Annotated in this window: 24 protein-coding genes, 1 pseudogene and 1 riboswitch; of the genes and pseudogenes, 12 read left to right on the top strand and 13 right to left on the bottom strand. The window is 67.0% G+C overall.

Going from position 1 to position 23,467, the window contains the following annotated elements; genetic code table 11:
- Positions 1 to 57 precede the first annotated feature (57 nt).
- From ACWZHB_RS26405 to ACWZHB_RS26415, 3 genes are all read left to right on the top strand, one after another.
- The gene (locus tag ACWZHB_RS26405; protein ID WP_427904486.1) at positions 58 to 1,539 is read left to right on the top strand and encodes a hypothetical protein; all 1,482 of its coding nucleotides are present in this window, start codon (positions 58 to 60) and stop codon (positions 1,537 to 1,539) included.
- Positions 1,536 to 2,492 carry a glutamate ABC transporter substrate-binding protein gene (locus ACWZHB_RS26410; protein ID WP_427904487.1) on the top strand — a complete coding sequence of 319 codons (957 nt, stop codon included), beginning with the start codon at positions 1,536 to 1,538 and terminating at the stop codon, positions 2,490 to 2,492. Before ACWZHB_RS26405 ends, ACWZHB_RS26410 begins: the two co-directional genes overlap by 4 nt.
- 686 nt (positions 2,493 to 3,178) lie before the next feature.
- Positions 3,179 to 5,422 (top strand): serine/threonine-protein kinase, encoded by a 2,244-nt coding sequence (locus ACWZHB_RS26415; protein ID WP_427909302.1) that lies wholly within the window; start codon positions 3,179 to 3,181, stop codon positions 5,420 to 5,422.
- Positions 5,423 to 5,556: 134 nt separating this feature from the next.
- On the opposite strand, the gene ACWZHB_RS26420 is transcribed toward ACWZHB_RS26415, so the two are convergent.
- Positions 5,557 to 6,753, bottom strand: coding sequence for an acetate kinase (locus ACWZHB_RS26420; protein WP_427904488.1), 1,197 nt, complete (start codon positions 6,751 to 6,753; stop codon positions 5,557 to 5,559).
- Positions 6,750 to 8,828, bottom strand: coding sequence for a phosphate acetyltransferase (gene pta, locus ACWZHB_RS26425; protein WP_427904489.1), 2,079 nt, complete (start codon positions 8,826 to 8,828; stop codon positions 6,750 to 6,752). Before pta ends, ACWZHB_RS26420 begins: the two co-directional genes overlap by 4 nt.
- A 129-nt stretch (positions 8,829 to 8,957) precedes the next feature.
- On the opposite strand from pta, the gene ACWZHB_RS26430 reads away from it, so the two are divergent.
- Complete coding sequence (locus ACWZHB_RS26430; protein WP_427904490.1) at positions 8,958 to 9,464, top strand: nitroreductase/quinone reductase family protein; 507 nt, start codon at positions 8,958 to 8,960, stop codon at positions 9,462 to 9,464.
- 5 nt (positions 9,465 to 9,469) lie between these two features.
- Here the strand turns inward: ACWZHB_RS26430 and ACWZHB_RS26435 are convergent, their stop codons facing one another.
- Positions 9,470 to 9,970 (bottom strand): MarR family winged helix-turn-helix transcriptional regulator, encoded by a 501-nt coding sequence (locus ACWZHB_RS26435; protein WP_427904491.1) that lies wholly within the window; start codon positions 9,968 to 9,970, stop codon positions 9,470 to 9,472.
- A gap of 94 nt (positions 9,971 to 10,064) precedes the next feature.
- Here ACWZHB_RS26435 and ACWZHB_RS26440 point away from each other — a divergent pair, with 94 nt between their 5' ends.
- A complete protein-coding gene (locus tag ACWZHB_RS26440) occupies positions 10,065 to 10,487 on the top strand; it encodes a Rid family hydrolase (RefSeq protein WP_427904492.1) in 423 nt (140 codons plus the stop codon).
- A 44-nt stretch (positions 10,488 to 10,531) separates the two neighbouring features.
- Here ACWZHB_RS26440 and ACWZHB_RS26445 read toward each other — a convergent pair whose 3' ends face one another.
- Together ACWZHB_RS26445 and ACWZHB_RS26450 are read right to left on the bottom strand one after the other, a co-directional pair.
- Positions 10,532 to 11,629 (bottom strand): SPFH domain-containing protein, encoded by a 1,098-nt coding sequence (locus tag ACWZHB_RS26445; protein WP_427909303.1) that lies wholly within the window; start codon positions 11,627 to 11,629, stop codon positions 10,532 to 10,534.
- Between the two features lie 12 nt (positions 11,630 to 11,641).
- A complete protein-coding gene (locus tag ACWZHB_RS26450) occupies positions 11,642 to 11,860 on the bottom strand; it encodes a hypothetical protein (RefSeq protein ID WP_427904493.1) in 219 nt (72 codons plus the stop codon).
- Between the two features lie 115 nt (positions 11,861 to 11,975).
- Here ACWZHB_RS26450 and ACWZHB_RS26455 point away from each other — a divergent pair, with 115 nt between their 5' ends.
- Together ACWZHB_RS26455 and ACWZHB_RS26460 are read left to right on the top strand one after the other, a co-directional pair.
- The gene (locus tag ACWZHB_RS26455; RefSeq protein ID WP_427904494.1) at positions 11,976 to 12,602 is read left to right on the top strand and encodes a DJ-1/PfpI family protein; all 627 of its coding nucleotides are present in this window, start codon (positions 11,976 to 11,978) and stop codon (positions 12,600 to 12,602) included.
- Positions 12,599 to 13,045, top strand: coding sequence for a MarR family winged helix-turn-helix transcriptional regulator (locus tag ACWZHB_RS26460; protein ID WP_427904495.1), 447 nt, complete (start codon positions 12,599 to 12,601; stop codon positions 13,043 to 13,045). Before ACWZHB_RS26455 ends, ACWZHB_RS26460 begins: the two co-directional genes overlap by 4 nt.
- A gap of 65 nt (positions 13,046 to 13,110) precedes the next feature.
- Here the strand turns inward: ACWZHB_RS26460 and ACWZHB_RS26465 are convergent, their stop codons facing one another.
- The 4 genes from ACWZHB_RS26465 to ACWZHB_RS26480 all read right to left on the bottom strand — a co-directional run bounded on the left by ACWZHB_RS26465 (position 13,111) and on the right by ACWZHB_RS26480 (position 16,259).
- Entirely contained in the window at positions 13,111 to 13,659 is a 549-nt protein-coding gene (locus ACWZHB_RS26465; RefSeq protein WP_427904496.1) for a YceI family protein, read from the bottom strand.
- Positions 13,656 to 14,288, bottom strand: coding sequence for an FMN reductase (locus ACWZHB_RS26470; RefSeq protein ID WP_427904497.1), 633 nt, complete (start codon positions 14,286 to 14,288; stop codon positions 13,656 to 13,658). Before ACWZHB_RS26470 ends, ACWZHB_RS26465 begins: the two co-directional genes overlap by 4 nt.
- A 43-nt stretch (positions 14,289 to 14,331) precedes the next feature.
- Positions 14,332 to 15,423 carry an LLM class flavin-dependent oxidoreductase gene (locus tag ACWZHB_RS26475; protein WP_427904498.1) on the bottom strand — a complete coding sequence of 364 codons (1,092 nt, stop codon included), beginning with the start codon at positions 15,421 to 15,423 and terminating at the stop codon, positions 14,332 to 14,334.
- Positions 15,424 to 15,500: 77 nt separating this feature from the next.
- Positions 15,501 to 16,259, bottom strand: coding sequence for an HAD-IIA family hydrolase (locus ACWZHB_RS26480; RefSeq protein ID WP_427909304.1), 759 nt, complete (start codon positions 16,257 to 16,259; stop codon positions 15,501 to 15,503).
- 158 nt (positions 16,260 to 16,417) lie between these two features.
- On the opposite strand from ACWZHB_RS26480, the gene fgd reads away from it, so the two are divergent.
- From fgd to ACWZHB_RS26495, 3 genes and pseudogenes are all read left to right on the top strand, one after another.
- A complete protein-coding gene (gene fgd, locus ACWZHB_RS26485) occupies positions 16,418 to 17,428 on the top strand; it encodes a glucose-6-phosphate dehydrogenase (coenzyme-F420) (RefSeq protein ID WP_427904499.1) in 1,011 nt (336 codons plus the stop codon).
- Positions 17,429 to 17,532: 104 nt separating this feature from the next.
- A pseudogene (locus ACWZHB_RS26490) lies at positions 17,533 to 17,682 on the top strand (type II toxin-antitoxin system Phd/YefM family antitoxin); the annotation flags it as partial.
- 95 nt (positions 17,683 to 17,777) lie between these two features.
- Positions 17,778 to 18,179 carry a type II toxin-antitoxin system VapC family toxin gene (locus tag ACWZHB_RS26495; RefSeq protein ID WP_427904500.1) on the top strand — a complete coding sequence of 134 codons (402 nt, stop codon included), beginning with the start codon at positions 17,778 to 17,780 and terminating at the stop codon, positions 18,177 to 18,179.
- A 14-nt stretch (positions 18,180 to 18,193) separates the two neighbouring features.
- Here ACWZHB_RS26495 and ACWZHB_RS26500 read toward each other — a convergent pair whose 3' ends face one another.
- The 3 genes from ACWZHB_RS26500 to ACWZHB_RS26510 all read right to left on the bottom strand — a co-directional run bounded on the left by ACWZHB_RS26500 (position 18,194) and on the right by ACWZHB_RS26510 (position 20,470).
- Positions 18,194 to 19,402: an O-succinylhomoserine sulfhydrylase gene (locus ACWZHB_RS26500; RefSeq protein ID WP_427904501.1), complete on the bottom strand. Its 1,209-nt coding sequence runs from the start codon at positions 19,400 to 19,402 to the stop codon at positions 18,194 to 18,196.
- 10 nt (positions 19,403 to 19,412) lie between these two features.
- Positions 19,413 to 19,829 carry a rhodanese-like domain-containing protein gene (locus tag ACWZHB_RS26505; RefSeq protein WP_427904502.1) on the bottom strand — a complete coding sequence of 139 codons (417 nt, stop codon included), beginning with the start codon at positions 19,827 to 19,829 and terminating at the stop codon, positions 19,413 to 19,415.
- Between the two features lie 17 nt (positions 19,830 to 19,846).
- Positions 19,847 to 19,966: riboswitch (SAM riboswitch) on the bottom strand.
- 45 nt (positions 19,967 to 20,011) lie between these two features.
- Positions 20,012 to 20,470: an Rv0361 family membrane protein gene (locus ACWZHB_RS26510; RefSeq protein ID WP_427904503.1), complete on the bottom strand. Its 459-nt coding sequence runs from the start codon at positions 20,468 to 20,470 to the stop codon at positions 20,012 to 20,014.
- Between the two features lie 190 nt (positions 20,471 to 20,660).
- Here ACWZHB_RS26510 and ACWZHB_RS26515 point away from each other — a divergent pair, with 190 nt between their 5' ends.
- Both ACWZHB_RS26515 and ACWZHB_RS26520 read left to right on the top strand, forming a co-directional pair.
- The gene (locus tag ACWZHB_RS26515) at positions 20,661 to 22,049 is read left to right on the top strand and encodes an FAD-dependent oxidoreductase (protein ID WP_427904504.1); all 1,389 of its coding nucleotides are present in this window, start codon (positions 20,661 to 20,663) and stop codon (positions 22,047 to 22,049) included.
- Positions 22,050 to 22,085: 36 nt separating this feature from the next.
- On the top strand, positions 22,086 to 22,940 hold the full coding sequence (locus tag ACWZHB_RS26520) for an amidohydrolase family protein (protein WP_427904505.1): 855 nt from the start codon (positions 22,086 to 22,088) through the stop codon (positions 22,938 to 22,940).
- A gap of 27 nt (positions 22,941 to 22,967) precedes the next feature.
- Here the strand turns inward: ACWZHB_RS26520 and ACWZHB_RS26525 are convergent, their stop codons facing one another.
- Entirely contained in the window at positions 22,968 to 23,450 is a 483-nt protein-coding gene (locus tag ACWZHB_RS26525) for a DUF456 domain-containing protein (RefSeq protein WP_427904506.1), read from the bottom strand.
- Positions 23,451 to 23,467: the final 17 nt, after the last annotated feature.

The following is a 23,467-nucleotide window of genomic DNA, read 5'->3' on the forward strand; positions in this document are numbered from 1 at the left end:
CGCCCACAATAAACTCCGGAACAGTTGATGTGCACGGACAGCGCTGGGAGGTGAACGATGGACGAACCGGGGAATCGCAATGCCTCGACAGAGGTGGCGGCCGTCCGTGTTCGCCCATCATCGCAGGCCAAGACGGGTGCGAAGCATTCCGAGGCGGCCGACGCGGCGCCGGTGACACCGCGCTGGGCGCCACTGCGCCGACCGGCCGCACCCGTCGACCGGCCGCCCGCCCCCGACGTCAGGGCGTTGCGCGCGCAGTTCCAACCCGCCCGATTGCGCACTTTCGCGCAGTCCTCGCCGGGTCGGCTGGTCGCCGCCGGACTGGTTCTGATGGTGCTGTGCGTGACCGCGGGCGCGGTGACTTCGACGACCGTCAGTGAGCGCCAGCAAGCTCTCGGCATCCTGCTCGACGACACCGAACCCGACGCGCATTCGGCCAACCACCTCTACACCTCGCTCTCGATCGCCGACGCCGCCGCGGGCACTGCGTTCATCGCGGGCGGACTCGAGCCCCAAGCGGTGCGCGACCGATACACCCAGGCCATCGGCGAAGCGGCCGCCGAGCTGGTGACCCAGGCCGGGCACATCTCCGACGAAGAGGCGGCCGACCCGTCAGGCGCCGATCGCCGCCTGCGCACCGGCATCGCGACCGGGCTGCCCGTGTACAGCGGTCTGATCGAGACGGCGCGGGTGAACAATCGCAACGGCTATCCCGTCGGCGCGGCGTATCTGAGCGAGGCCTCGCATCAGATGCAGACCAGCCTGCTGCCGATGGCCGAGGAGCTCGAGGACCATCGCTTCGACGCGGTGACCGCCGCCCAGCACCGGCACGTGCAACCACCGTGGACGGCGATCGTGCTGCTGGTGGTGGCCCTCGGCGCGCTGATCTGGGTACAGGTGGAGCTGGCGCGGCGCTCGCGGCGGTTCTTCAATATGGGCCTGCTGCTCGGCACCGGCGCGCTGGCGTTGACCCTGCTGTGGACGGTGGCGGCGGGTTCGGTCTCCGCGGTGGCGATGATTCGCTGCCGGGACGAGGGCGCGGTGCCGTCGGCACGGTTGGCCGAGAGCCGAATCCTGGTGCAGCAAGCCAGATCAGCGGAAATGGTGAAGCTGGTTCGCCGCGACGCGACCGGCGACTACGACCGCACCTTCGACACGAATGCCGCCCGGCTCACCGAACTACTCGCCGGCTATCCCGAGAACGCGCCTGCCCGCGACGAAGTGGCGCACGCGCAGGCGGCGCTGACCCGCTGGCAGTCCGCCCACGAGCGGATGAACGACACACTCGAGCGGGGCGATTTCATGGGCGCGGCCACTGTCGCCACCGGCCCGAGCGCCGCCGATTCGGCCGCCCAGGTCGACGCGCTCGACCGCGCGCTGGACAAGGCGGGTGCGCAGACACGAGATACCTTGCGGGAAAAGGTTTCCCGCGCGATCGATGTGCTGTCGTTCCTCGCGCCCGGCGCGTTCGTGCTCGGGATCATCGCGGCGGCGTGCGTCGCGCTCGGATTGTGGCCGCGACTGCGGGAGTACCGGTGAGGCGCCGACGCGTCCTCGCGGCGCTGATGCTGGTCGGGCTGCTGGCTAGCTGTTCCGACAGCACACCCGCGCCCGGCGAGCGCGGCGTCTATTCCGAACCGCCGTTGCCCGCCAAGGCGATTCCGATCGGCACCGACACCCCCGTGCCAGCCACCGGTGGCGAGCAATGCGGCGATCCGACCGCCAGCCTGCGGCCGAGCACCGCCGCGGGCCCGACGATCAACGCGATTCGCGCGCGCGGCCGATTGGTAGTCGGTCTCGACGCGGGCAGCAACCTGTTCAGCTTCCGCGATCCACTCTCCGGTCGCATTGTCGGCTTCGACGCCGACATCGCCCGCGAGATCGCCCGCGACCTGCTCGGCAATCCCGATTTGATCGAATACCGCAGTCTCGCTTCGGAAGAGCGCGAGCGCGCGCTGCAAGATCACACCGTCGACCTGATCGCCAAGACGATGACGATCACCTGCGAGCGACGTCAGCGGGTGGCGTTCTCCACGGTGTACCTGCGCGCGGATCAGCGGGTGCTCGCGGTGAAGGACTCGGGCATCAACGGCCTCGCCGATCTGGCGGGCAAGCGAGTGTGCGTCGTCCGCGGCACCACGTCGCTCGACCACATCCGCCGCGACCAACCGGCCGCCACGATTCTGACGGTGCCGACCTGGGCCGATTGCCTGGTGGTCCTGCAGCAACGACAGGTCGACGCGGTGAGTACCGACGACTCGATCCTGGCAGGCCTGGCCGCCCAGGACCCGTACACCGAGGTGGTCGGGGGCAGCATCAGCGCCGAGCCGTACGGGATCGGCATTCCCAAAGGCGACGACGACCTGGTGCGTTTCGTCAACTCCACCCTGGACCGCATCCGCAACGACGGCACCTGGACCCGCATCCACCGCCGCTGGCTCGCGACCCTCGGCGAGACGCCGAGCCCGCCCGCACCGAAGTACCAGGACTGACGGCCATGAGTACGAACCCGGCTGATGAACAGCCAGAGCAACGCGATTCAGCCCCGGACGATCAGGCAGACACCGGATCGCCTCGCCCAGCGCGGCATGAATTGGACCGCGACCCGGCGCGCACCGCACAGCCCGCGCACGGCCAGACACCGCATGACTCGGATCACGACCCGGCGCGCACCGAATCGACGCACCCCGCCCCGGCGCCGGACGACGTGGAACGGCGCCAGCCCACCCAGCTGACCCAACGTCATCGTCCGGGCACGCTGCCCGGCGGGTGGACGCTGCCCGGCGACGACGAGACGCGGCCGCTGCCCAAGATCACCGCCGAGGCAGCCGCGGAGTTCGCCCGCAACCAGGCGAGCAGCCGCGACCAGACCCCGGCGACCGATGCGACCTCGCGCACCGAGGAATCCGGCGCCGTCCAGCGATCGGGCCAAGTTGCTGCCCACTCGGGAACGCCTGCGGATGACCAGCTCGCGACGCAGCGGGCGAGCCGCCAAGCGCCCGGTCCTGACGAGTCCGCGGCGTATGCGCCGACCGAAGCGGCACAGCGCACCTCCGAGGCACCGTCGTCGGCCGAGGAGCGGTCCCCTCAAACCGAGCCCTATGCGGCGACCGAGGCCGCGCTACGGCCCAAGGAAACCGCGCCTTACGCGGCGACCGAAGCGGCACAACGGGTTCCGATGAACGCACCGCACGCGGCGACCGAGGCGGCCCAGCGCGCCGAACCGCTCGGCACATCTTCCGGATCCTGGCCGTCGGCGCCGGAGACCGGCGTGAGTACCTCACGGTCAGGACGCAGTGTGCGGACGGCACGGTCACGCCCGACGCGCAGGCTCGGGGCCGGGCTGGTGCCGATTCCGACGGTCACGCCGGCCGATCCGCGCGACGCGGTACTGATCGATCCGATGGTGTCGGAGGGGCGGCGGTTCTGCTGGCGCTGCGGCAATCCGGTCGGCCGGTCGACACCGGCGCGGGCCGCGTCTACCAGTGGCGAATGCGAAACCTGCGGCGCTGCCTACGATTTCCGGCCCTCACTGCACGAAGGCGACATGGTCGCCGGGCAGTACGAGATCCAGGGTTGCATCGCGCACGGTGGGCTCGGCTGGATCTACCTGGCCATCGACCGCAATGTGAGCGATCGATGGGTGGTACTCAAGGGGCTGCTGCACGCGGGCGACGCCGAAGCGCAGGCCGTGGCGGTGGCCGAGCGGCAGTTCCTGGCCGAGGTGGCGCACCCGAGCATCGTCAAGATCCACAACTTCGTCGAGCACACCGCGGGCGACGGGTCCATCGGCTACATCGTGATGGAGTACGTGGGCGGCCATTCGCTGCGTGACATTCTCGACGCCAGGCCACCTGGCGAGCGGATGCCCCTGGCTGAGGCCATCGCGTATGTGCTGGAGATCCTGCCCGCGCTGGAGCATCTGCATTCGATCGGCCTCACCTACAACGACCTCAAGCCCGACAATGTGATGGTCACCGAGGACCAGGTGAAGCTGATCGACCTCGGCGCGGTCGCCACCATCGATGCCTACGGAAACCTGTACGGCACCAAAGGTTTCCAAGCCCCCGAGATCGCCCGCACCGGCCCGACCCCCGCCTCCGACGTCTACACCGTCGGCCGCACCCTCGCCGCGCTCACACTGGCCCTGCCCAGCGAACACGGCCGCTACCTCGACGGCATCCCCGATCCGGCCGACGAACCGCTGCTGGCCCGCTACGAGTTCTTCCACCGTTTCCTGCTCACCGCCACCGATCCCGATCCGGCCCAGCGGTTCCCGTCGGCGCGCGCGATGTCGGCACAGCTGGCCGGTGTGCTGCGCGAGATCCTCGCCTACGACACCGATACCGAACATCCACAGCTGTCCACCGTGTTCAGTCCACAGCGCACCAGCTTCGGCACCGAGGAGCTGATCAGCCAAACCGACGCCTACCTCGACGGCGTCGGGCGCTCCCCACTGCTCGATTCCCGTGATGTCGTTGCCGCACTGCCGATTCCGCTGATCGACCCCGCCGACCCGTCGGCGCCGCTGCTGGCCGCGACCACCAACCCGGAGCCGGAGCGGGTGCTGGAGGCGCTGCACGATTCCCGCGAGCGGGCCGAGGCCGACCCCGACAACGCACCCGAAACCCTCGCGGGTGAACTGCTCTTCGCCGAGGCGCGGGCCCGGCTGGAGCTCGGCGAGTCGGCCGCGGTGCTGCACATGCTCGACCGGGTGCCCAGCGACTCCGACTGGCGCACCGACTGGTTCACCGGTCAGGCGTATCTGCTCGAGCTCGACTACGAGGCCGCCTTCGCGTCGTTCGAGCGGGTGCTGCGGGTGCTGCCGGGCGAGATCGCCCCCAAGCTGGCGCTCGCCGCCACCGCGGAACTCATTCTGCAACACTGGGATTCCGAGGCACCCGAGCAGTGGCGCAGCTTCGCCGAACGCTATTACGACACCGTGTGGCGCACCGACCGGGCCGTCGTGAGCGCCGCGTTCGGCCTCGCCCGACAACTGGCAGTGGCGGGACGAGTCGGCGAAGCGGTACACGCGCTCGACGACGTCCCCGCCGCGTCGCGCCACTTCACCACCGCCCAGACCACGGCGATCCTGTTGCTGCTCACCAGCTCTCCCGTCACCGAACTCGACGAACAGATCCTGCGACTGGCCGCCTCGCGCGCCCAGTCCATTCCCGTCGGCGAGCACCGAGCCACTCTGATGCGCACCCTGGTCCAGGGCACCGCGTTGGCCTGGCTGCAAGCCGGGAACACACCGAAACGCAAGGACGCCAAGCTGTTCGGCCGCACCTTCACCGAACGCGACCTGCGCGACGGAACCGAATCCGGCCTCCGCTCCCTGGCCCACAACGCACCTGGACGCGCCCACCGCTATGCCCTGGTAGACCTCGCCAACTCCCTACGCCCCAAATCCTGGTTCTGAAGCTGTATCTATTGCGGCTGGCGCCGCGGGTTTTCGGCCTATATAACCTTGATCTTCCCTCCCTACGGGCACTCCTTCGTCGCACCCTCCGGTCAGTCCAGATCAAGGCGGCCGAAAACCCAGGACAGCAGAACTCAGGTGGTGGCCAGCTTGTGGGCAGCCCGGGCGATGGCAAGTTCCTCGTTGGTCGGCACCACCAGCACCGTCACCGGGGCGGAGTCCGGGGAGATGCGGCGGACGCCGGGGGTTCTGGTCTCGTTGCGGGCCGGGTCGATCTCGATGCCCAGATTCCGCAGCCCCGCCAGCGCGTCGGCCCGCACGGCCGGACTGTTCTCCCCCACGCCCGCGGTGAAGATGATCGTGTCGACGGTGCCAAGTTCCACCAGGTAGGCGCCCAGGTAGCGGCGCAGGCGGTGGATGTAGACGTCGTAGGCGAGCTTGGCCTGCGCGTCGCCACCATCGATGAGCTGCTGCAATTCGCGGAAGTCGTTGACCCCACTCATGCCCTTGAGGCCGGAACTACGGTTGAGCAGCTGCTCGACCTGGCTCACGTCCAGTTCGGACGCCCGCATGAGATACGGCGTGACACCGGGGTCGAGATCGCCCGGCCTCGTCCCCATCACGAGACCTTCCAGCGGGGTCATGCCCATGGTGGTGTCGATCGCGATACCGCCCTGGATCGACGATGCTGACGCACCGTTGCCGAGGTGGAAGACGATCTGGTTCAGCTCCTCGGTCGGCCTGCCCAGGTACTGCGCGGCCTTCTCCGACACGTACTGATGCGAGGTGCCATGGAAGCCGTACTTGCGAATGCCGTGGGCGGCAGCGAGTTTCGCGTCGATCGCGTAGGTCTTGGCCGCGGCGGGCATGGTGTGGAAGAAGGCCGTGTCGAAGACCGCGACCTCGGGGATGCCGGGCAGCAGCTCGCGCGTGGATTCGATGCCGACCACGTTCGCCGGATTGTGCAGCGGCGCGAGCACCGACAGCTTGTCGATCGTCTGCAGCACCTCGTCGGTGATCATGGTCGGTTCCCAGAACACCTCGCCGCCGTGCACCACCCGGTGCCCGACCGCGCCGATACCGATCGAGGTCAGGTCGAGTCCGGTCTGGCGGAACATCTCGACCGCCCGCAGCAGGCCGGCCTTGTGGTCCGGGATCGCCCCGTCGTATTCGAGTTTCGCGGGACCTGCCTCATGCACGATTCGGCCGCCGTGCGTCTCGCCGATCTTCTCGACCAGCCCCGAGGCGAGGACGTCGCCCGAGACAGCGTGCAGCAGTTGATATTTGATCGACGAGGAGCCGCTGTTCAGCACCAGCACGAGGTCGCTCACTTGGCATCTCCCTGCGCCTGAATCGCGGTGATCGCCACCGTATTGACGATGTCGGCGACCAGCGCGCCGCGCGAAAGATCGTTCACCGGCTTGCGCAAACCCTGCAGCACCGGACCGATCGCGACGGCACCAGCACTGCGCTGCACCGCCTTGTAGGTGTTGTTGCCGGTATTGAGATCGGGGAAGACGAACACCGTTGCCTTGCCCGCTACTTCGGAATCGGGCAGCTTGGCACTGGCGACGGAGGGCTCGATCGCCGCGTCGTATTGGATCGGTCCCTCCACCGGCAGTTCCGGTGCCCGCTCACGTACCAGTTCGGTGGCCGCGCGGACCTTGTCGACATCGGCGCCGGTACCCGACGCACCGGTCGAGTACGACAGCATCGCCACCCGCGGATCGATCCCGAACCGGGCCGCCGTGCCCGCCGAGGACACCGCGATATCGGCCAGCTGCTCCGAGGTCGGATCGGGGACCACCGCGCAATCACCATAGGCGAGCACACGATCGGCCAGGCACATCAGGAAAACACTCGACACGGTGGAGACGCCGGGCACCGTCTTGATGATCTCGAACGAGGGCCGGATCGTGTGCGCGGTGGTGTGCGCGGCACCGGAGACCATGCCGTCGGCGATCCCCTTGTAGACCATCATGGTGCCGAAATATGAGATATCGGCCATGGTTTCGCGCGCGCGCTCGAGCGTCATGCCCTTGTGCTTGCGCAGTTCGGTGTACTCGGCGGCGAATTCGTCGAGGTAGCCGGAGGTGCGTGGGTCGAGCACCTGGGCGGCCGCGATGTCGACACCGAGTTCGGCGGCACGCGCCCGGATCGAGGTCTCGTCGCCGAGGATGGTGAGGTCGGCGATCTTGCGTTGCAGCACCCGTCCGGCGGCGCGCAGGATGCGGTCGTCGTCGCCTTCGGGCAGCACGATGCGCTTGCGATCGGCGCGCGCGCGTTCGATCAGCCGGTACTCGAACATCTGCGGTGTCACGACGGCCGAGGACGGAACCTGCACGCGCCGAAGCAGTTCCGGCGCGTCGACCCGCTGTTCCATCAGCGCGAGCGCGGTGTCGACCTTGCGCGGGCTGCCCGCCCACATCCGGCCGCGGGTGCCGTGCACGGCGCTGGCGGTGTCGTAGGTGCCGAGTTCGGTGGCGAGGATCGGCAGCTTGGGGTGCAGGCCCGCCATCAGCCGCGCGATCGCCGGATGCGGGCGCAGGCCGCCGTTCATGATCACACCTGCCAGCGACGGGAAACCCTCTGCCTCATGGGCATTCACCAAGCTGAGCAGCACATCGGAGCGGTCACCCGGGGCGATCACCACCACGCCGTCGGAGAGTCGCTCCAGGATGTGTTCGGCGGTCATGCCGCCGACCATGATGCGTAACGCCTCACGTTGCAGCAATTCCGGGTCACCACTGTAGATTTCGCCGTCGATCGCCTCGCAGAGTTCACCCATGGTCGGCGCCATCAGCAGCGGAACCTCGGGCAGCGTCCAGGACGGGACCTCGAAACTCGCCAGCGCGGTGGCTATTTCGTCGAGCTCGTCGGGCGCGCAGCGATTGGCCACGATCGCGACCAGGTGGGCGTGCTCGGCGGTGAGCTCGGCGGTACACAGCTCGACCAGCTGCTTGACCTCGCCGGGCGTGCGTTCCGCGCCACGAACCACCAGCAATACCGGCGCGCCCAGGTTCACCGCGATGCGGGCGTTGAAGCGCAGTTCGCTCGGGCTGGCGACGTCGGTGTAGTCGCTGCCGACGATCACCACCGCGTCGCACGCCTTGGCGACGTCGTGGAAACGCATCACGATGTCGCTGATCGCGGCGGTGGGGTCGCGGTGCACGTCCTCGTAGGTGACGCCGACGGCCTGCTCATAGCTGATATCGGCGGTGCTGTGCTCGAGCAGTAGCTCGAGGATGTAATCGGGTTCGTCGGTGGAGCGGGTGATCGGCCGGAACACGCCGACACGTGCGGTGGTGGCGCACAGCATGCCGAGAACGCCAAGCGCCACCGTAGATTTTCCGGTGTCACCCTCGGGTGAGGCGATGTACACGGTGGACGGGGCTTGTTCGACCATGCTCGCGAGCTTAGTGAATTATCGGCGACTCAGGGGTTCGGTGTGGCCCGATCAGTCGCGTTATAGTCCCGCCGCAAAGACACTCAGTCCCCGGATCGGGGTGCGATCTGTCGGGTTATAGTCCGCCCCATGACATCGCAGTTCCCGGATCGGCAGTGGGGTTCGCGCACCAATCCCCTGTCCCGCGCAGCCAACCGTTCCGCCGCGACCAAGCCCGGCTCCTGGCTGATTCGCACGATCACCCCGCTCGACCGGGCTCTGCTCGAACGCACCGATGCCAAGTACACCGTGCTCGGCCCGATCGGCGCACCCGTGATCCTGCTCACCACCACCGGACGCAAGTCCGGCGTCGCCCGCACCCAGCCGCTGCTCTACGTCCACGACGGCGACACCCTCTACGTGGTCGGCTCCAACTTCGGCCAGCAGCACCACCCGGCCTGGACCGGCAACCTGCTCGCCGACCCGGCCGCCACCGTCGCCATCGCAGGCGAACGCATCCCGGTCACCGCCAGCCTGGTTCCCGACGCGGACAAGGACGCGATCTTCGCCCGTTTCATCGACATCACCGGTGCCTACGCCGCCTACCGTGACCGCACCACCCGCAACCTGCGCATGTTCGGCTTGCGCCGGGCGTAGAAGGCTCAGGCCAGATCGGCGGGGCGGACACGGAGCTTCGCGGCGATCCGGGCCAGCGCTCGGCCGTCGGCGGCGCTCACCTGATCGAGGAAGGCCTCGCGGACGGCGCGTACGTGGGTCGGGGCCGCCGCCACGACCACCGCGTACCCGGAGTCGGTGAGCGAGGCGACCGTGTACCGCCCGTCGTCGGGGTCGGGCGCGCGGGTCACCCAGCCGCGCTGCTCGAAGCGCTTGACGACGTTCGAGAGCCGCGACAGCGAACCGTTCGCCAGAAAGGCCAACTCGCTCATCCGAATTCGGCGCTCGGGAGCCTCGGACAGATGGCTGAGCACGAGGTAGTCGAAGAGCGTCAGCCCGGCCTCGGCTTGCAGCGGCCCCTCCAACCGGCCCGGCAGCAGCAGAATAAGCGAGACCAGCCCGGTCCAGGCTTCTTTCTCTTCCGCGTTCAGCCATGCAGGCGCCGTCTCGGTGTTCGCACCGTCGGATCCTGGGGTCGCCGCAGTCATCGGGTAATCATAGCGAGCCCTATTGAGTTCACCCTTGAAGTGATTCCGTGCTAGTTTGACTTCATACGTGAAGTCAAACGAAAGGTTCACACCGATGAGCACTGCCACCTTCACCAGCACCCCCGGATACGGCCAGAAGCTCTTCGACCTGCTCCACTACCGACAGGCAGTCCGCGTCGGCGACCGGGTCGACATCTCGGGCCAGGGCGGCTGGAACGACGACATCGCCTTCCCCGAGTCCCTCGAGGAAGAAATCGTCCAGGCCTTCGAGAACGTCGAACGGACTCTCGCGACCGTGGGCGCGACCTGGACCGACGTCATCGCTGTCGACAGCTACCACATCCCCACGGCCGACGACACGATCGGCGAGGAGCAGACCCGCGTCATGGCCGAGCAGTTCCGCCGGCGGATGGGCGACCGAGCACCGATCTGGACCCAAATCGGCGTCGCCGCCCTCGGCGCACCCGGTATGCGCGTCGAGATCCGCGTAACCGCGCTGGTGAACCAGCAGAGCTGACCGAGTCGGGTGGACGACCTCGGCCGGACCACCCGACTCGCGTTTCAGAGCTTCTCGTTCTCGCCGTTCGACAAGGCCTTCTGCAGGGAATTGAAGACCGTCAGACCCTGGCCGACCATGCCGTTGAGCAATTCGCCGACGCCGTCGGGGCCGTTGAGGACGGTGAGGTTGGCGCCGGCCAGGCCATGGGAAGCCTGCTTGACGATTTCGGGAAGTTGCTCGATCAGCATCTGATCCAACGCGATTCGGTTGTTGGACGCCGCCGCTTCGGCCTGGATGCGGGTGCGGTCGGCTTCGGCCACCGCCAGGATGCGGACGCGTTCCGCTTCCGCCTCAGCGGGTTTCACCACTTCGGCCTGGAGCTGCTGCTCGCGGAGTTCGGCGTTCTTGCGAGCCTGCTCGGCCTGAGCCTGCAGGACCGCCTGCCGGGCGATGGCATCGGCGAGCGGGCCCGCCTGTGCCGCTTCGGCATTGGCCTTGTCGATATCGCGCTGGTACTCGGCCTTGAGGATCGAGGTCTCGCGCTCGTACTCGGCGCGACGGCGCAGCGATTCCTGTTCGGCTTCGGCGGAGCGCTGGGCGGCTTGCGCCTGGGCGATCTGGGCGTCGCGCTGCACGGCCGCGTTGTGCGGTGCGGCAAGGGCGTTGATGTAGCCGAGGTTGCCGTCGTCGATGGACTGGATCTGGAACGAGTCGACCCACAGGCCGATATTGCTCATCTCCACCTTGGAGGCGATGAGTACCTCGTCGGCCAGCTTCTGGCGTTCGCGGATGATCTCCTCGACGGTCATCGAGCCGATGATCGAGCGCAGGTGGCCGGAGAAGATGCGGCCCGTCAGCACCGACATCTCCTGCTCCTGCTCGGACAGGAAGCGCTGTGCGGCGTTGACGATCGACTGGGTGTCGTTGGCGACCTTGAACGCGATCACCGCACGCACATCGAGCTGGATGGCCTGCTTGGTGACGCAGCGCTCGCGGATCTCGGATTCGAACATGGCCAGCGAGAGGTAGCGGACCTTCCGGAACAGCGGCACCACCCAGGTGCCGCGCCCGATGACCACCTTGAACGGGGTGTCATCCTTGGTCTTGGCGCCGCTGACCAGCATCGCTTCGTCGGGATCGGGAACGTGATAGCCCAGCATCATGGGGCCCTTTCATTCAGCGGGGAGTGGAATCCAGGTGACCACGTCGACGAGCCGCCCCGGATGAACCGCGACGATCAACACAGTGGTCCAGGCGGCGATCGGCTCGTCGGCTCGGGCGAGGTAGAGCTCGGTACCCCCACGAATCGAGACCAGCACCTCACCCAGCGCGCCGGCCGCGCGGATCGGCGACGTGATGACGCCGGTCATACCGTGCACGGAGTCGGTCATCGAGGGTGAACCTCCTTGTCTCGCACCGGATGCCGTCAGCGTACGGAGCACCGGCTATAAGCGGGTAGCAAAATTCTTATTGACAGCATCCTGTCAAATATGACAACATACTGTCATGCCTACGAAAACCGTTCACGTAGCCGTTTACGACACCCTCGCCGACTGGGAGGTCGGTGCCGCCACCGCGCATATCGCCAACGGCGCATGGCATCGCGAGCCGGGAACGTTCGAGGTCAAAACGGTCGGCCTCACCAGCGATCCGATCACCACGATCGGCCGGATGCGCATCATCCCCGATATGACACTCGCCGATCTCGACCCCGCCGACAGCGCCATGCTGATCCTGCCCGGCGCCGATCTGTGGGACGGCGATGATCTGAATCCGTTCGCGGACAAGGCGAAACAGTTCGTCGATGCGGGCGTACCGGTAGCGGGCATCTGCGGCGCCACTTTCGGCCTCGCCAAGGCGGGCCTGCTCGACGACCGCGCGCACACCAGCAATGTCGCCGAATACCTGGTCTACAGCGGCTATTCGGGCGCCGAACACTACGTCGAAGCACCCGCTGTCACCGACAGTGATGTGATCACCGCGGATTCGATGTCCCCCTTCGAATTCGCCCGCGAGATCTTCGCCCGCCTCGGTCTCTACGAACCGCACGTTCTCGAAGCCTGGTACAAACTGTTCGCGCAGAAGGATCCCGCCGGCTACGCGGTGCTGGCCGAATACGAAGCCGCCGAATGACCGTCGACGAACAAGCTCTCTTCTCCACCGCGGCGATCACCTCGTTCCGCCTCAACGGCCAATTCCTCTCCATCGCCGAGGAATTGGCCGCTCCGGCAGGCCTCACCGCCGCGCGCTGGCAGGTACTCGGCGCCGTACTCACCGAACCGCTGCCGGTCGCGGGCATCGCCCGCGCGATGGGCATCACCCGCCAGAGCGTGCAGCGCATCGCGGACCTGCTGGTCGGCGACGGATTGTGCGAATACCGTCCGAACCCGGCGCATCGTCGCGCCAAGCTGGTCGCCGCGACGAAGTCGGGTCTCGCGGCAGTGCACCGCATCAACCCGCAGCATGCGGACATCGCGCAACGCCTCGCCGAGGAACTCGGCCCCGCCGAGCTCGCGGCCGCCGTCGCCACACTGACCAGGCTCGCCGCCGCGCTCGACGTGATCACCGCCGAATAACCGGTCGAACAGCACAACGCCCCCACCACCGCGAGGGGTGATGAGGGCGTGGAGTCGGTGCGGGGTCAGCTCTGGAGCACGGCCTCGATCTCGAGGGTGAGGGTGATCTTGTCGCCGATCACGGCGCCGCCGTCGGGCAGCGGCATGTCGATGTCGAGGCCGAAGTCGCGGCGCGAGACCACGGTCTTGGCTTCGAAGCCGGCGACGGGGCCGTTGCCCATGCCCGGACTGACGCCGACGAACTCGACCTCGAGGGTGACCGGCTTGGTGTTGCCGCGCACGGTGAACTCGCCGTCGACGACGAAATCGGTGCCCTCGCCGCGGAAACCGGTGGACTTGAAGGTCATCACGGGGAACTCTTCGGCGTGGAAGAAGTCGGCGGTGCGCAGGTGGCCGTCGCGCTGGGCGTTGTCGGTGGTGAGGGAGTCGACGCGGATCTCGGCCTGCGCGGTGGCGGTGCCGTCCTCGGCGATCACGAGGGCGCCGTCGAAGTCGGTGAAGCGGCCGCGAACCTTGCTCACCATCAGGTGGCGTACGGCGAAGCCGACGGTGGAGTGGGTGGGGTCGATGGCCCAGGTGCCTGCGGTGAGTCCCTTGGCGATGGCGGTGGTCATGAATGTGCTCCTTGTGGGTGATTCGCTGCGAGAAGGTCTTCGAACGGGGTTGTGTCGATGTAGGGGTCGGTGGGTCGGGGTGCGGATTTGCCGAGCAGCAGCGCGCTGAATTCGGCTGCGGCGCGGTCGATTCGGTTGTTCAGCGCCTGGTCGGCGCCGTTGGCGCCCCAATCGGTCGACGCCGCGTAGACCGCGGTGGGGACGACGATCGAGCGCAGGTAGGCGAACAGCGGGCGCACCGCGTGCTCGAGTGCCAGCGAGTGGCGTTCGGTACCGCCGGTCGCGCCGGTGAGTACCGGCAGGCCTGCCAGCGAATCCGGTTCCAGCACATCGAAGAACGTCTTGAACAGGCCGCTGTAGGACGCGCTGAAGATCGGCGTGACGGCGATCAGACCGTCGGCGGTGACGACCTTGTCGATCGCCGCCCGCAGCGATGGCGCCGGGAACCCGGTGAGCAGGTTGTCGGCGAGATCGCGAGCGTGATCGCGCAGATCGACGAAGTCCACTTCGACCTCGGTGCCTTTCGCGCGCAGTTCGCGTGCGGTCGCGGCGGCCAGCCGATCGGCCAGTAGCCGCGTCGACGAAGGCTGCGAAAGCCCTGCCGACACCACCGCGATACGGGTTGTCATGCGATCACCTCCGTTGTGCCTGCCATCGAGTCGGATGCCGATGTCACGCGCTCACCTCCGCCACGGTCTTGGCGGCGAGTAGCGAGGCGTGCGTCGGGGCGTCCGGCACATGCGCCGGGCGCCGGGCAGCGAACTCTTTGCGCAACACCGGAATTACTTCCTCACCGAGCAGGTCTAGCTGCTCGAGCACCGTCTTCAGCGGGAGCCCGGCATGGTCGACCAGGAACAGCTGACGCTGGTAGTCGCCGAAGTTCTCACGGAAGGTGAGCGTCTTCTCGATGACCTGCTCCGGGCTGCCAACGGTGAGCGGGGTCTGCTCGGTGAAATCCTCCAGCGACGGACCGTGTCCGTAGACGGGCGCGTTGTCGAAGTAGGGGCGGAATTCGCGGACCGCGTCCTGAGAGTTTTTGCGCAGGAACACTTGTCCACCGAGGCCGACGATGGCCTGGTCGGCACTGCCGTGGCCGTAGTGCTCGTAGCGGCGGCGGTACAGGTCGATCAGTCGCTGGAAGTGGTCGGTGGGCCAGAAGATGTGGTTGGCGAAGAAGCCGTCACCGTAGTACGCGGCCTGCTCGGCGATCTCCGGGCTGCGGATCGACCCATGCCAGACGAACGGCGGCACGTCGTCGAGTGGACGCGGCGTCGAGGTGAACGACTGCAGCGGCGTACGGAACTTGCCTTCCCAGTTCACGACGTCCTCACGCCAGAGCCGATTCAACAGAGCGTAGTTCTCGATGGCCAGGGGGATGCCGTCGCGGATGTCCTTGCCGAACCACGGGTAGACCGGGCCGGTGTTGCCGCGACCGAGCATCAGGTCGACCCGGCCGTCAGCCAGGTGCTGCAGCATCGCGAAGTCCTCGGCGATCTTCACCGGGTCGTTCGTGGTGATCAGCGTGGTCGAAGTGGACAGCATGATCTTGTCGGTGCGGCCGGCGATATAGCCGAGCATCGTGGTCGGCGACGACGGGACGAAGGGGCGATTGTGGTGCTCGCCCATCGCGAACACGTCCAGACCCACCTCCTCCGCCTTCTGCGCGATCGCGACCATCGCCTTGATCCGCTCGGCCTCGGTGGGGGTGCGGCCGGTGGTGGGATCGGTGGTCACATCGCCGACGCTGAAGATTCCGAACTGCACGGGCCCTCCTTTGGTTGCCATGGCAACTATAACCACGGAGGGCGGAAACCTATTCCGATGAGACGCAGGTCACATAGCTACGCGGCGAACGGGTGACGGGTGCGGCCGACGAGATCCGCGACCGAGCCGACCACGGCGGTCGGACGGAAGGGGTAGGCCTCCACCGAGGCTTTCGACGAGATACCGGACGTCACCAGCACGGTCCGCATGCCCGCTTCCAGCCCGGCGATCACGTCGGTGTCCATCCGGTCGCCGATCATCACCGTCGACTGGGAGTGCGCGCCGATGCGGCGCAGGGCCGAGCGCATCATCAGCGGATTCGGCTTGCCGACGTAGTACGGATCCTTGCCGGTCGCCCGGGTGATGAGGGCCGCGACCGAGCCGGTGGCGGGCAGGACACCGTCGCGGGAGGGGCCGGTGGCGTCGGGATTCGTGGCGATGAACTTGGCACCCTTGTCCACCAGCCGGATCGCGGTGGTGATCGCCTCGAAGGAGTACGTGCGGGTTTCGCCGAGGACCACGTAATCGGGATCGCTATCGGTGAGCACATAGCCGATCTCGTGCAGCGCGGTGGTGAGGCCGGATTCGCCGACCACATACGCGGTGCCGTTGGGGCGCTGGTCGTCGAGGAAGGTCGCCGTGGCCAGCGCCGAGGTCCAGATCGACTCCTCGGGGATGTCGAGTCCGGTGTGGCGCAGGCGGGCCTGCAGGTCGCGCGGGGTGCGAATCGAGTTGTTGGTCAGCACGAGGAACGGGATCTCGTTCGCGCGCAGTTCGGCCAGGAACTCGTCGGCGCCGGGGATCAGCTGATCCTCGTGCACCAGGACGCCGTCCATGTCGGTGAGATACGACAGGATCTGCTCATCTTTCGCGGTCACCAGTTAATTGTCCGCTAAAACCCGGCGTGATGGGTGACGAAATGGCATGGGCGCGGAGGACGGCCCGCGCGCTAGTGTCGTGTGGCAGGGGTCAGCGGACGACAGGAGTGGCTGGAATGGTTGAGCTCAAGCTCGGGTACAAGGCATCGGCAGAGCAGTTCGGGCCGCGAGAGCTGGTCGAACTCGGCGTCGCCGCCGAGCAGCACGGTCTCGACAGCGCGACCGTGAGCGACCACTTCCAGCCGTGGCGCCACGACGGCGGCCACGCGCCGTTCTCGCTGGCCTGGCTGGCGGCCGTCGGCGAGCGCACCGACCGCATCCAGCTCGGCACCTCCGTGCTCACCCCCACCTTCCGCTACAACCCCGCGGTGATCGCACAGGCCTTCGCCACCATGGGCTGCCTGTACCCGGGCCGGGTGATGCTCGGTGTCGGCACCGGCGAGGCGCTCAACGAGATCGCCACCGGCTACAAGGGCGAATGGCCCGATTTCAAGGAGCGTTTCGCTCGCCTGCGTGAAGCGGTGAAGATGATGCGCGAACTGTGGACCGGCGATCGCGTCGATTTCGACGGCGATTACTACCACACCGTCGGCGCCTCCATCTATGACGTTCCCAAGGGCGGAATCCCCGTCTACATCGCCGCAGGCGGCCCCGTTGTCGCCCGGTACGCGGGCCGCGCGGGCGACGGATTCATCTGCACCTCCGGCAAGGGCATGGACCTCTACACCGAGAAGCTGCTGCCCGCCGTCGCCGAGGGCGCCGCGAAGGCCGAACGCGATGTCGCCGAGATCGACAAGATGATCGAGATCAAGATCTCCTACGACACCGATCCCGAACTGGCACTACAGAACACCCGCTTCTGGGCTCCCCTGTCCTTGACCCCCGAACAGAAGCACGACATCACCGACCCGATCGAAATGGAGAAGGCCGCCGACGCCCTCCCGATCGAACAGGTCGCCAAGCGCTGGATCGTCGCCAGCGACCCCGACGAAGCCGTCGCCAAGATCAAGCCTTACCTCGATGCAGGCCTCAACCACCTCGTCTTCCACGCCCCCGGCCACGACCAGCTGCGCTTCCTCGACCTCTTCAAGCGAGACCTGGCCCCCCGCCTCCGCGCCCTGGGCTGATCTCACGAGTGTCCTGGGAAGGATCGGCCCCCGTCCGCCGCATGCTTCGGCATGCGGCGCGGGACCGTAGACAATAGTAGATAATTTTCGGCTAGACTGATTTCATGAAGTCGATCAGTGTCGGCGAACTCCGCCAGAATCCGTCCGCCATGGTTGCGGACGTCGAGTCGGGCGAGGTCTATGAGTTGACGCGGCACAACCATCGGGTCGGCTACATCGTTCCCGCGGTCTCGTCGACGCAGATCATTCGACGCGCGGTCGATGGTGGAGCGCGTACCAGCACGATTGCCCGGCATGAACTCCGAACCGCTGCGTCTATCGACGAACTCCTCGAGTCCGAGAAGGGCGAGTGGTGAGGGCGTACTACCTCGACACCTCGGTAGCCATCCGGATCATGCTGGGGCATTCCATCGAAGCCGCGCGATGGTTCGACAATGCCACCGCAAACAAAGAGTGCCGGATTGTTTCTTCGCGACTGTTGCGCACCGAGATCACTCGCGTCCTTCGCAGAGAAGGCCTACCCGTACTCGACCGAGGTCAGATCATCGACCACATCGACATCATTCCGATCGATCACGCTGTTCTGAACGAAGCCGAAGCGATCATCTCGCACATCCGGACACTCGATGCGATTCACCTGGCGTCTGCGCTGCGCAGCGGCTTGGAAGATCTGACGGTGGTGACCCACGACAAGAACATGGCCACGGTCGCGGAACACCTCGGATTCGCGGTCTTCGACCCGGTCCAGTAGATGGCTACGAGAAGCTAGCTCAGGGCGTGGTCGAGGTCGCCGAGGAGGTCTTCGAGGTCTTCGAGGCCTACCGAGATGCGAACTACCCCGTCGGACAAGCCGATTGACGCGCGTCCCTCCGGGCCCATGGCTCGGTGGGTGGTGGTGGCGGGGTGGGTGATCATGGTCTTGGCGTCGCCGAGGTTGTTGGAGATGTCGATGATGCGCAGGCGGTTCAAAACCTCGAAGGCTCGCTTCTTGCCGTCGTCGCCGTTGAGGGCGAAGGTGACGACTGTGCCGCCGCCGGTCATCTGCTCTTTGGCCAGTGCGTGTTGTGGATGTGATTCCAGGAAGGGGTATTTCACCCAGTCGACCGCGTTCTTGGTCTCCAGGAATTCGGCCACTCGCAGGGCCGACTCGGTGGAGTGGCGCACGCGCAACGGCATGGTTTCCAGGCCCTTGAGCAAGGTCCAGGCGTTGAAGGGGCTCAGTGCCGGGCCCGTGTGGCGCATCAGGGTTTTGACGGGGCCGTCGATGTAGTCCTGTGCGCCGAGGATGGCGCCGCCGAGGACGCGGCCCTGGCCGTCGATGTGTTTGGTGCCGGAGTAGACCACCACGTCGGCGCCGAGTTCGAAACCGCGCTGGAGCAGGGGGGTGGCGAAGACGTTGTCCAGCACCACCTTCGCGCCCGCGGCATGGGCAAGCTCGGTGACCTTGCGGACATCGACGAGAGTCTGCATCGGGTTGGCGGGGGTCTCGAAGAAGACGGCCTGGGTGGAGACCGACAGCGCCTGCTCCCACTGGTCGAGGTCGTCACCGTCGACGAAGACGGTTTCGATGCCCCATCGCGGGAGGATCTCGTTGCAGACCACGAAACAGGATCCGAACAGGCTGCGGGCGGCGACGAGACGGTCGCCCGCCTTCAGCAGGGCACCGAGCGCGGTGAACACCGCCGACATGCCGGACGCGGTCGCGAAGGCGGCTTCGGCGCCGTCGAGCAGGCGGATGCGCTCCTCGAACATCGCCACGGTCGGGTTGCCGAACCGGGAGTAGACGAAGTGCTCGACGTCGCCGGTGAACGCGGCCTCGGCGGCTTCGGCGCTCTCGTAGACGAAACCCGAGGTCAGGTACAGCGCCTCGGAGGTCTCGTCGAAGCCGGAACGGCGCAGGCCGCCACGCACGCCGAGCGTGCCGGGACCGACGCCCTCGGGCAGTGGCTTGTCGAACGAACCACCCGTGATCATGCTTTTCTCCTTAAGCCTGACGCCACGGCAGGCCGACAGCGCGCCAACCGGTGCTGCCGCGCTGACCGAACGCGTCGGGACCACCTTCGAAACCGTCGAGCACGTTGTAGGACGGTGCCACGCCCGCCGCCGTCGCCAGGTTCGCCGCGTGCGCGGAGCGCTGGCCGGAGCGACACAGGAACACGACCGGTGCGTCGTCCGGGCGACCGGCGAGTGCCTTCTCGAGCTGCACGCCGAACGCGGGGTTGCGGGTGCCGGTGCCGTCGACCCATTCGATGAAATGGGCCGGGCGTTCGATGGAGCTGGTGTCGGGAATGCCGATGTGTGCCCACTCGCCTTCGGTGCGCACGTCGACCAGCACGGCGCCGGGGTGCTCGGTGAGCAGCTCCCACGCCTTCTCAGGGGTGATGTCGCCGGCGTAAGTCATGTCGATCCTCCTGCGTGAATCCGCTCTTGCCGTGCCGGAAATCCCCGAACACACGGCCAGGTCGTCACCCGGAGCACCCCACCGCGGAGGAGGGTTGCCGACCAGCGAGCCGGGGCTTGATGCTGGCACTCATGACCTTGCGATCTGAGATTGCCTCGGCACCGGTCATCGTGTCAAACGATTCAGAAGGTGCACACCAGCCACGCGCTGTCCACGCGGGTCAGTTTCCAGTTGCTCGCCGCCGGGTTCCCGTTCACCACGAGCGCGGCGTCGATTTTGGCGCGGTCGCCGTTCACGGTGGCGTTCTCGAAACCCTTGCCGTCGATCGTGACAACCGATTTCGGGCCGCCGAGCTGTTCGCCGAGGCCGGAGGACTCTTCGCTGAAGCCGGGGCAGGCCACGCCCGCCGGCGGACGGAGCTCGCTGCGCGAGCGCGCGTCGATATAGTTGGTGACGGCGGCCGCGAGACGGTCGGCCTCTGTGACATTTTTCTCAGCGGGTGAGAGCAGTCCGCCCGCCACGATGCCGATGAGCACGATGATCGCGATCACCGCGGCCGCGACGAACGGGACGATGGAACGCTTGTCGGTCTGATCCACCACTACGGGCTGGTCGTCCGAGCCTGTTTGCTCCTCGTTCATGTTGTAATCCTGACAGACCCGCGCGAGCAGCTACACCGCGCGCCGGGTGGCCGCGACGCCGCAGCTAGAATCGCCTTGATCGGGGCCTGCTATGGCCTGGGGTATCAGCTGCCAGTAAGCGGATGTCCGACTTAGCCTAAGCTAAGTTGACGCCGTCAAATCAGTTCTCGACCAAAGGGTGCGCGTAAAGATGACCGAACAGAGTGCAGCGACTCGCCCACTTCGCATTGCGATCGTGGGTGCGGGACCGGCCGGTATCTACGCCGCCGACGCGTTGATGAAGTCCGATGCCGACGTGAGCATCGACCTCTACGAGCGCATGCCCGCGCCCTTCGGCCTGATCCGCTACGGCGTCGCCCCCGACCACCCGCGCATCAAGGGCATCATCACCGCCCTGCACAAGGTCCTCGACAAAGACCAGGTCCGCCTGCTCGGAAACATCGACTACGGCACCGACATCACCCTCGACGACCTGCGCCAGTTCTACGACGCCGTCATCTTCTCCACCGGCGCCAACGCCGACCGCGCCCTCGCGATCCCCGGCATCGACCTCGACGGCTCCTACGGCGCCGCCGACTTCGTGTCCTGGTACGACGGCCACCCCGACGTCCCGCGTTCCTGGCCCCTCGAGGCCGAGAAAGTCGCCGTCCTCGGCGTCGGCAACGTCGCCCTCGACGTCGCGCGCGTGCTCGCCAAGACCGGCGACGAGCTGCTGGCGACCGAGATCCCGCCGAACGTCTACGAAGGACTGAAGAACAACAAGGCCCTCGAGGTCCACGTCTTCGGACGTCGCGGCCCCGCCCAGGCCAAGTTCACGCCTTTGGAACTACGCGAACTCGATCACTCGCCGACCATCGAGGTCATCGTCAACCCCGAAGACATCGACTACGACGAAGGCTCCGAAGCCGCGCGCCGCAACTCCAAGCAGGTCGACATGGTCGCCAACACCTTGGAGCAGTGGGCCATCCGCGACCACGGCGACCGCCCGCACAAACTGTTCCTGCACTTCTTCGAATCGCCCTCGGAGATCCTCGGCGAAGACGGCAAGGTCGTCGGTTTGAAGACCGAACGCACCCAGCTCGACGGCACCGGCAACGTCAAGGGCACCGGCAACTTCACCGACTGGGACATCCAGGCCGTGTACCGCGCCGTCGGCTACCTCTCGCAGAACGTCACCCAGCTGCCGTTCGACGATCAGGCGGGCACGGTGCCCAACGAGGCCGGTCGCGTGATCTCCGACGACACCGCCGAAGGCAACGCCCGCTTCATGCCCGCCACCTACGTGACCGGCTGGATCAAGCGCGGCCCGGTCGGCCTCATCGGCCACACCAAGGGCGACGCCAACGAGACCATCGCCTGCCTTCTCGACGACGCCAAGGCCTTCGCCCCCGCGCCGAAGCCCGAGCTGGACGCCGTGACCGAGTTCCTCGAGGGCAAGGGCATCCCGTTCACCACCTGGGCCGGCTGGTACCGCCTCGACGCCCACGAGCGCGCCCTCGGCGAGCCCGAAGGCCGTGAGCGCGTGAAGGTCGTGGAGCGCGAGGACATGCTGCGCGCCTCCGAGCCGAACAAGGCCTGAGCTGCCGCCGCTCCCGAGATAGGGCATTCTGTACAGGTGTTCGATGCCCACGTCCACATCATCGATCCGCGGTTTCCGCTGATCGAGAACGAAGGCTATCTCCCCGAGCCCTACGTGATCGGTGACTATCGAAAGCGCATGGGGCACTTCGATGTTCGCGGCGGTGCTGTCGTCAGCGCGTCTTTCCAAGGCGTTGATCAGACATATCTGAAGGCAGCACTGTCCGCGCTCGGTCCCGACTGGGTCGGCGTGACCCGGCTCGACCTCGATGCAGGAGACGACGAGATCCTGGAGCTGGACCAGGCCGGTGTGCGGGCCCTGCGGTTCAATCTCAAGCGCGCGGCCGCCGATATCACCGAGATGACGTTGCAGGCCCTGCGCGCCTATGAGCTGGCGGGCTGGCACGTCGAGCTCTACATCGACGGGCAGATGCTGGCCTCGCTGCAACCGGTGATCTCGAAGCTGCCCGCGCTCTCGATCGACCACCTCGGCATGTCCCAGGAGGGACTGCCGTACCTGCTGGACCTGGTCGACCGCGGCGCGCGGGTGAAGGCAACGGGTTTCGGCCGGGTCGAGATGGATGTGGCCGAGACGCTGCGGCGCATCCACACGGTCAATCCGGGTGCGCTGATGTTCGGCAGCGATCTGCCGGGCACACGCGCCGGTCGGCCGTTCGAGGACCGCGATGTGGACCTGATCTCCCAGGTGGTCGGCTCGGATATGCACGCGGTGCTCGAGGACAACGCCCGCGAGTTCTACCGATTGCCCGCGGTGCACCGCCCGGAGCCGACGCCGCCGCGCCGCACCGATAATCCGACCATCCCGATTCCGCGCAACCTGCTCCCCGGCGCGGACGACCACACCCGCCCGCTGCCGATCATCGAGAAATAAGCTGTTCTCGGCCGCGGCGCCACATACTCAGCTGATAATCACGCCGGTGAGCCACACGCCGGCCGCGATCAGCGCGCCGAACAGCTCGACCAGCATCGACAGGCCGACGCCCTTGAGCGCGTGTACCGTCGCGGGCCACGCCAGGTCGTTGGTCTTCAAGCGGTACAGCTCGGCCAGGTAGACACCGAGCACGAAGCCGATGAACAGGCCGACGATCGGGATCACGAAGAAGCCGACGACGCCGAGCACCGCACCGGCCAGCAACGCACGGTTCGACACCCCGGCCTCGCGCATCCGCTTACCCGGCCAGGTGTACTTCACGACGCCGGAGAGGACCAGCGCCACTGTCGCGATCGCCAGGACCGTCCAGGCCGTCGCGCCGCCGGTCATGAACGCCCACACCGCGATTGCCGCGAAAACGAGGATCACCCCCGGCAGGATCGGTACGATCACGCCGACGATGCCGACCAGAATGACGAGGCCGACAACGACCTCACCCCACACGCTCACTACCGGTCCTCCCGTTG

This window comes from Nocardia sp. FBN12, assembly GCF_054031145.1.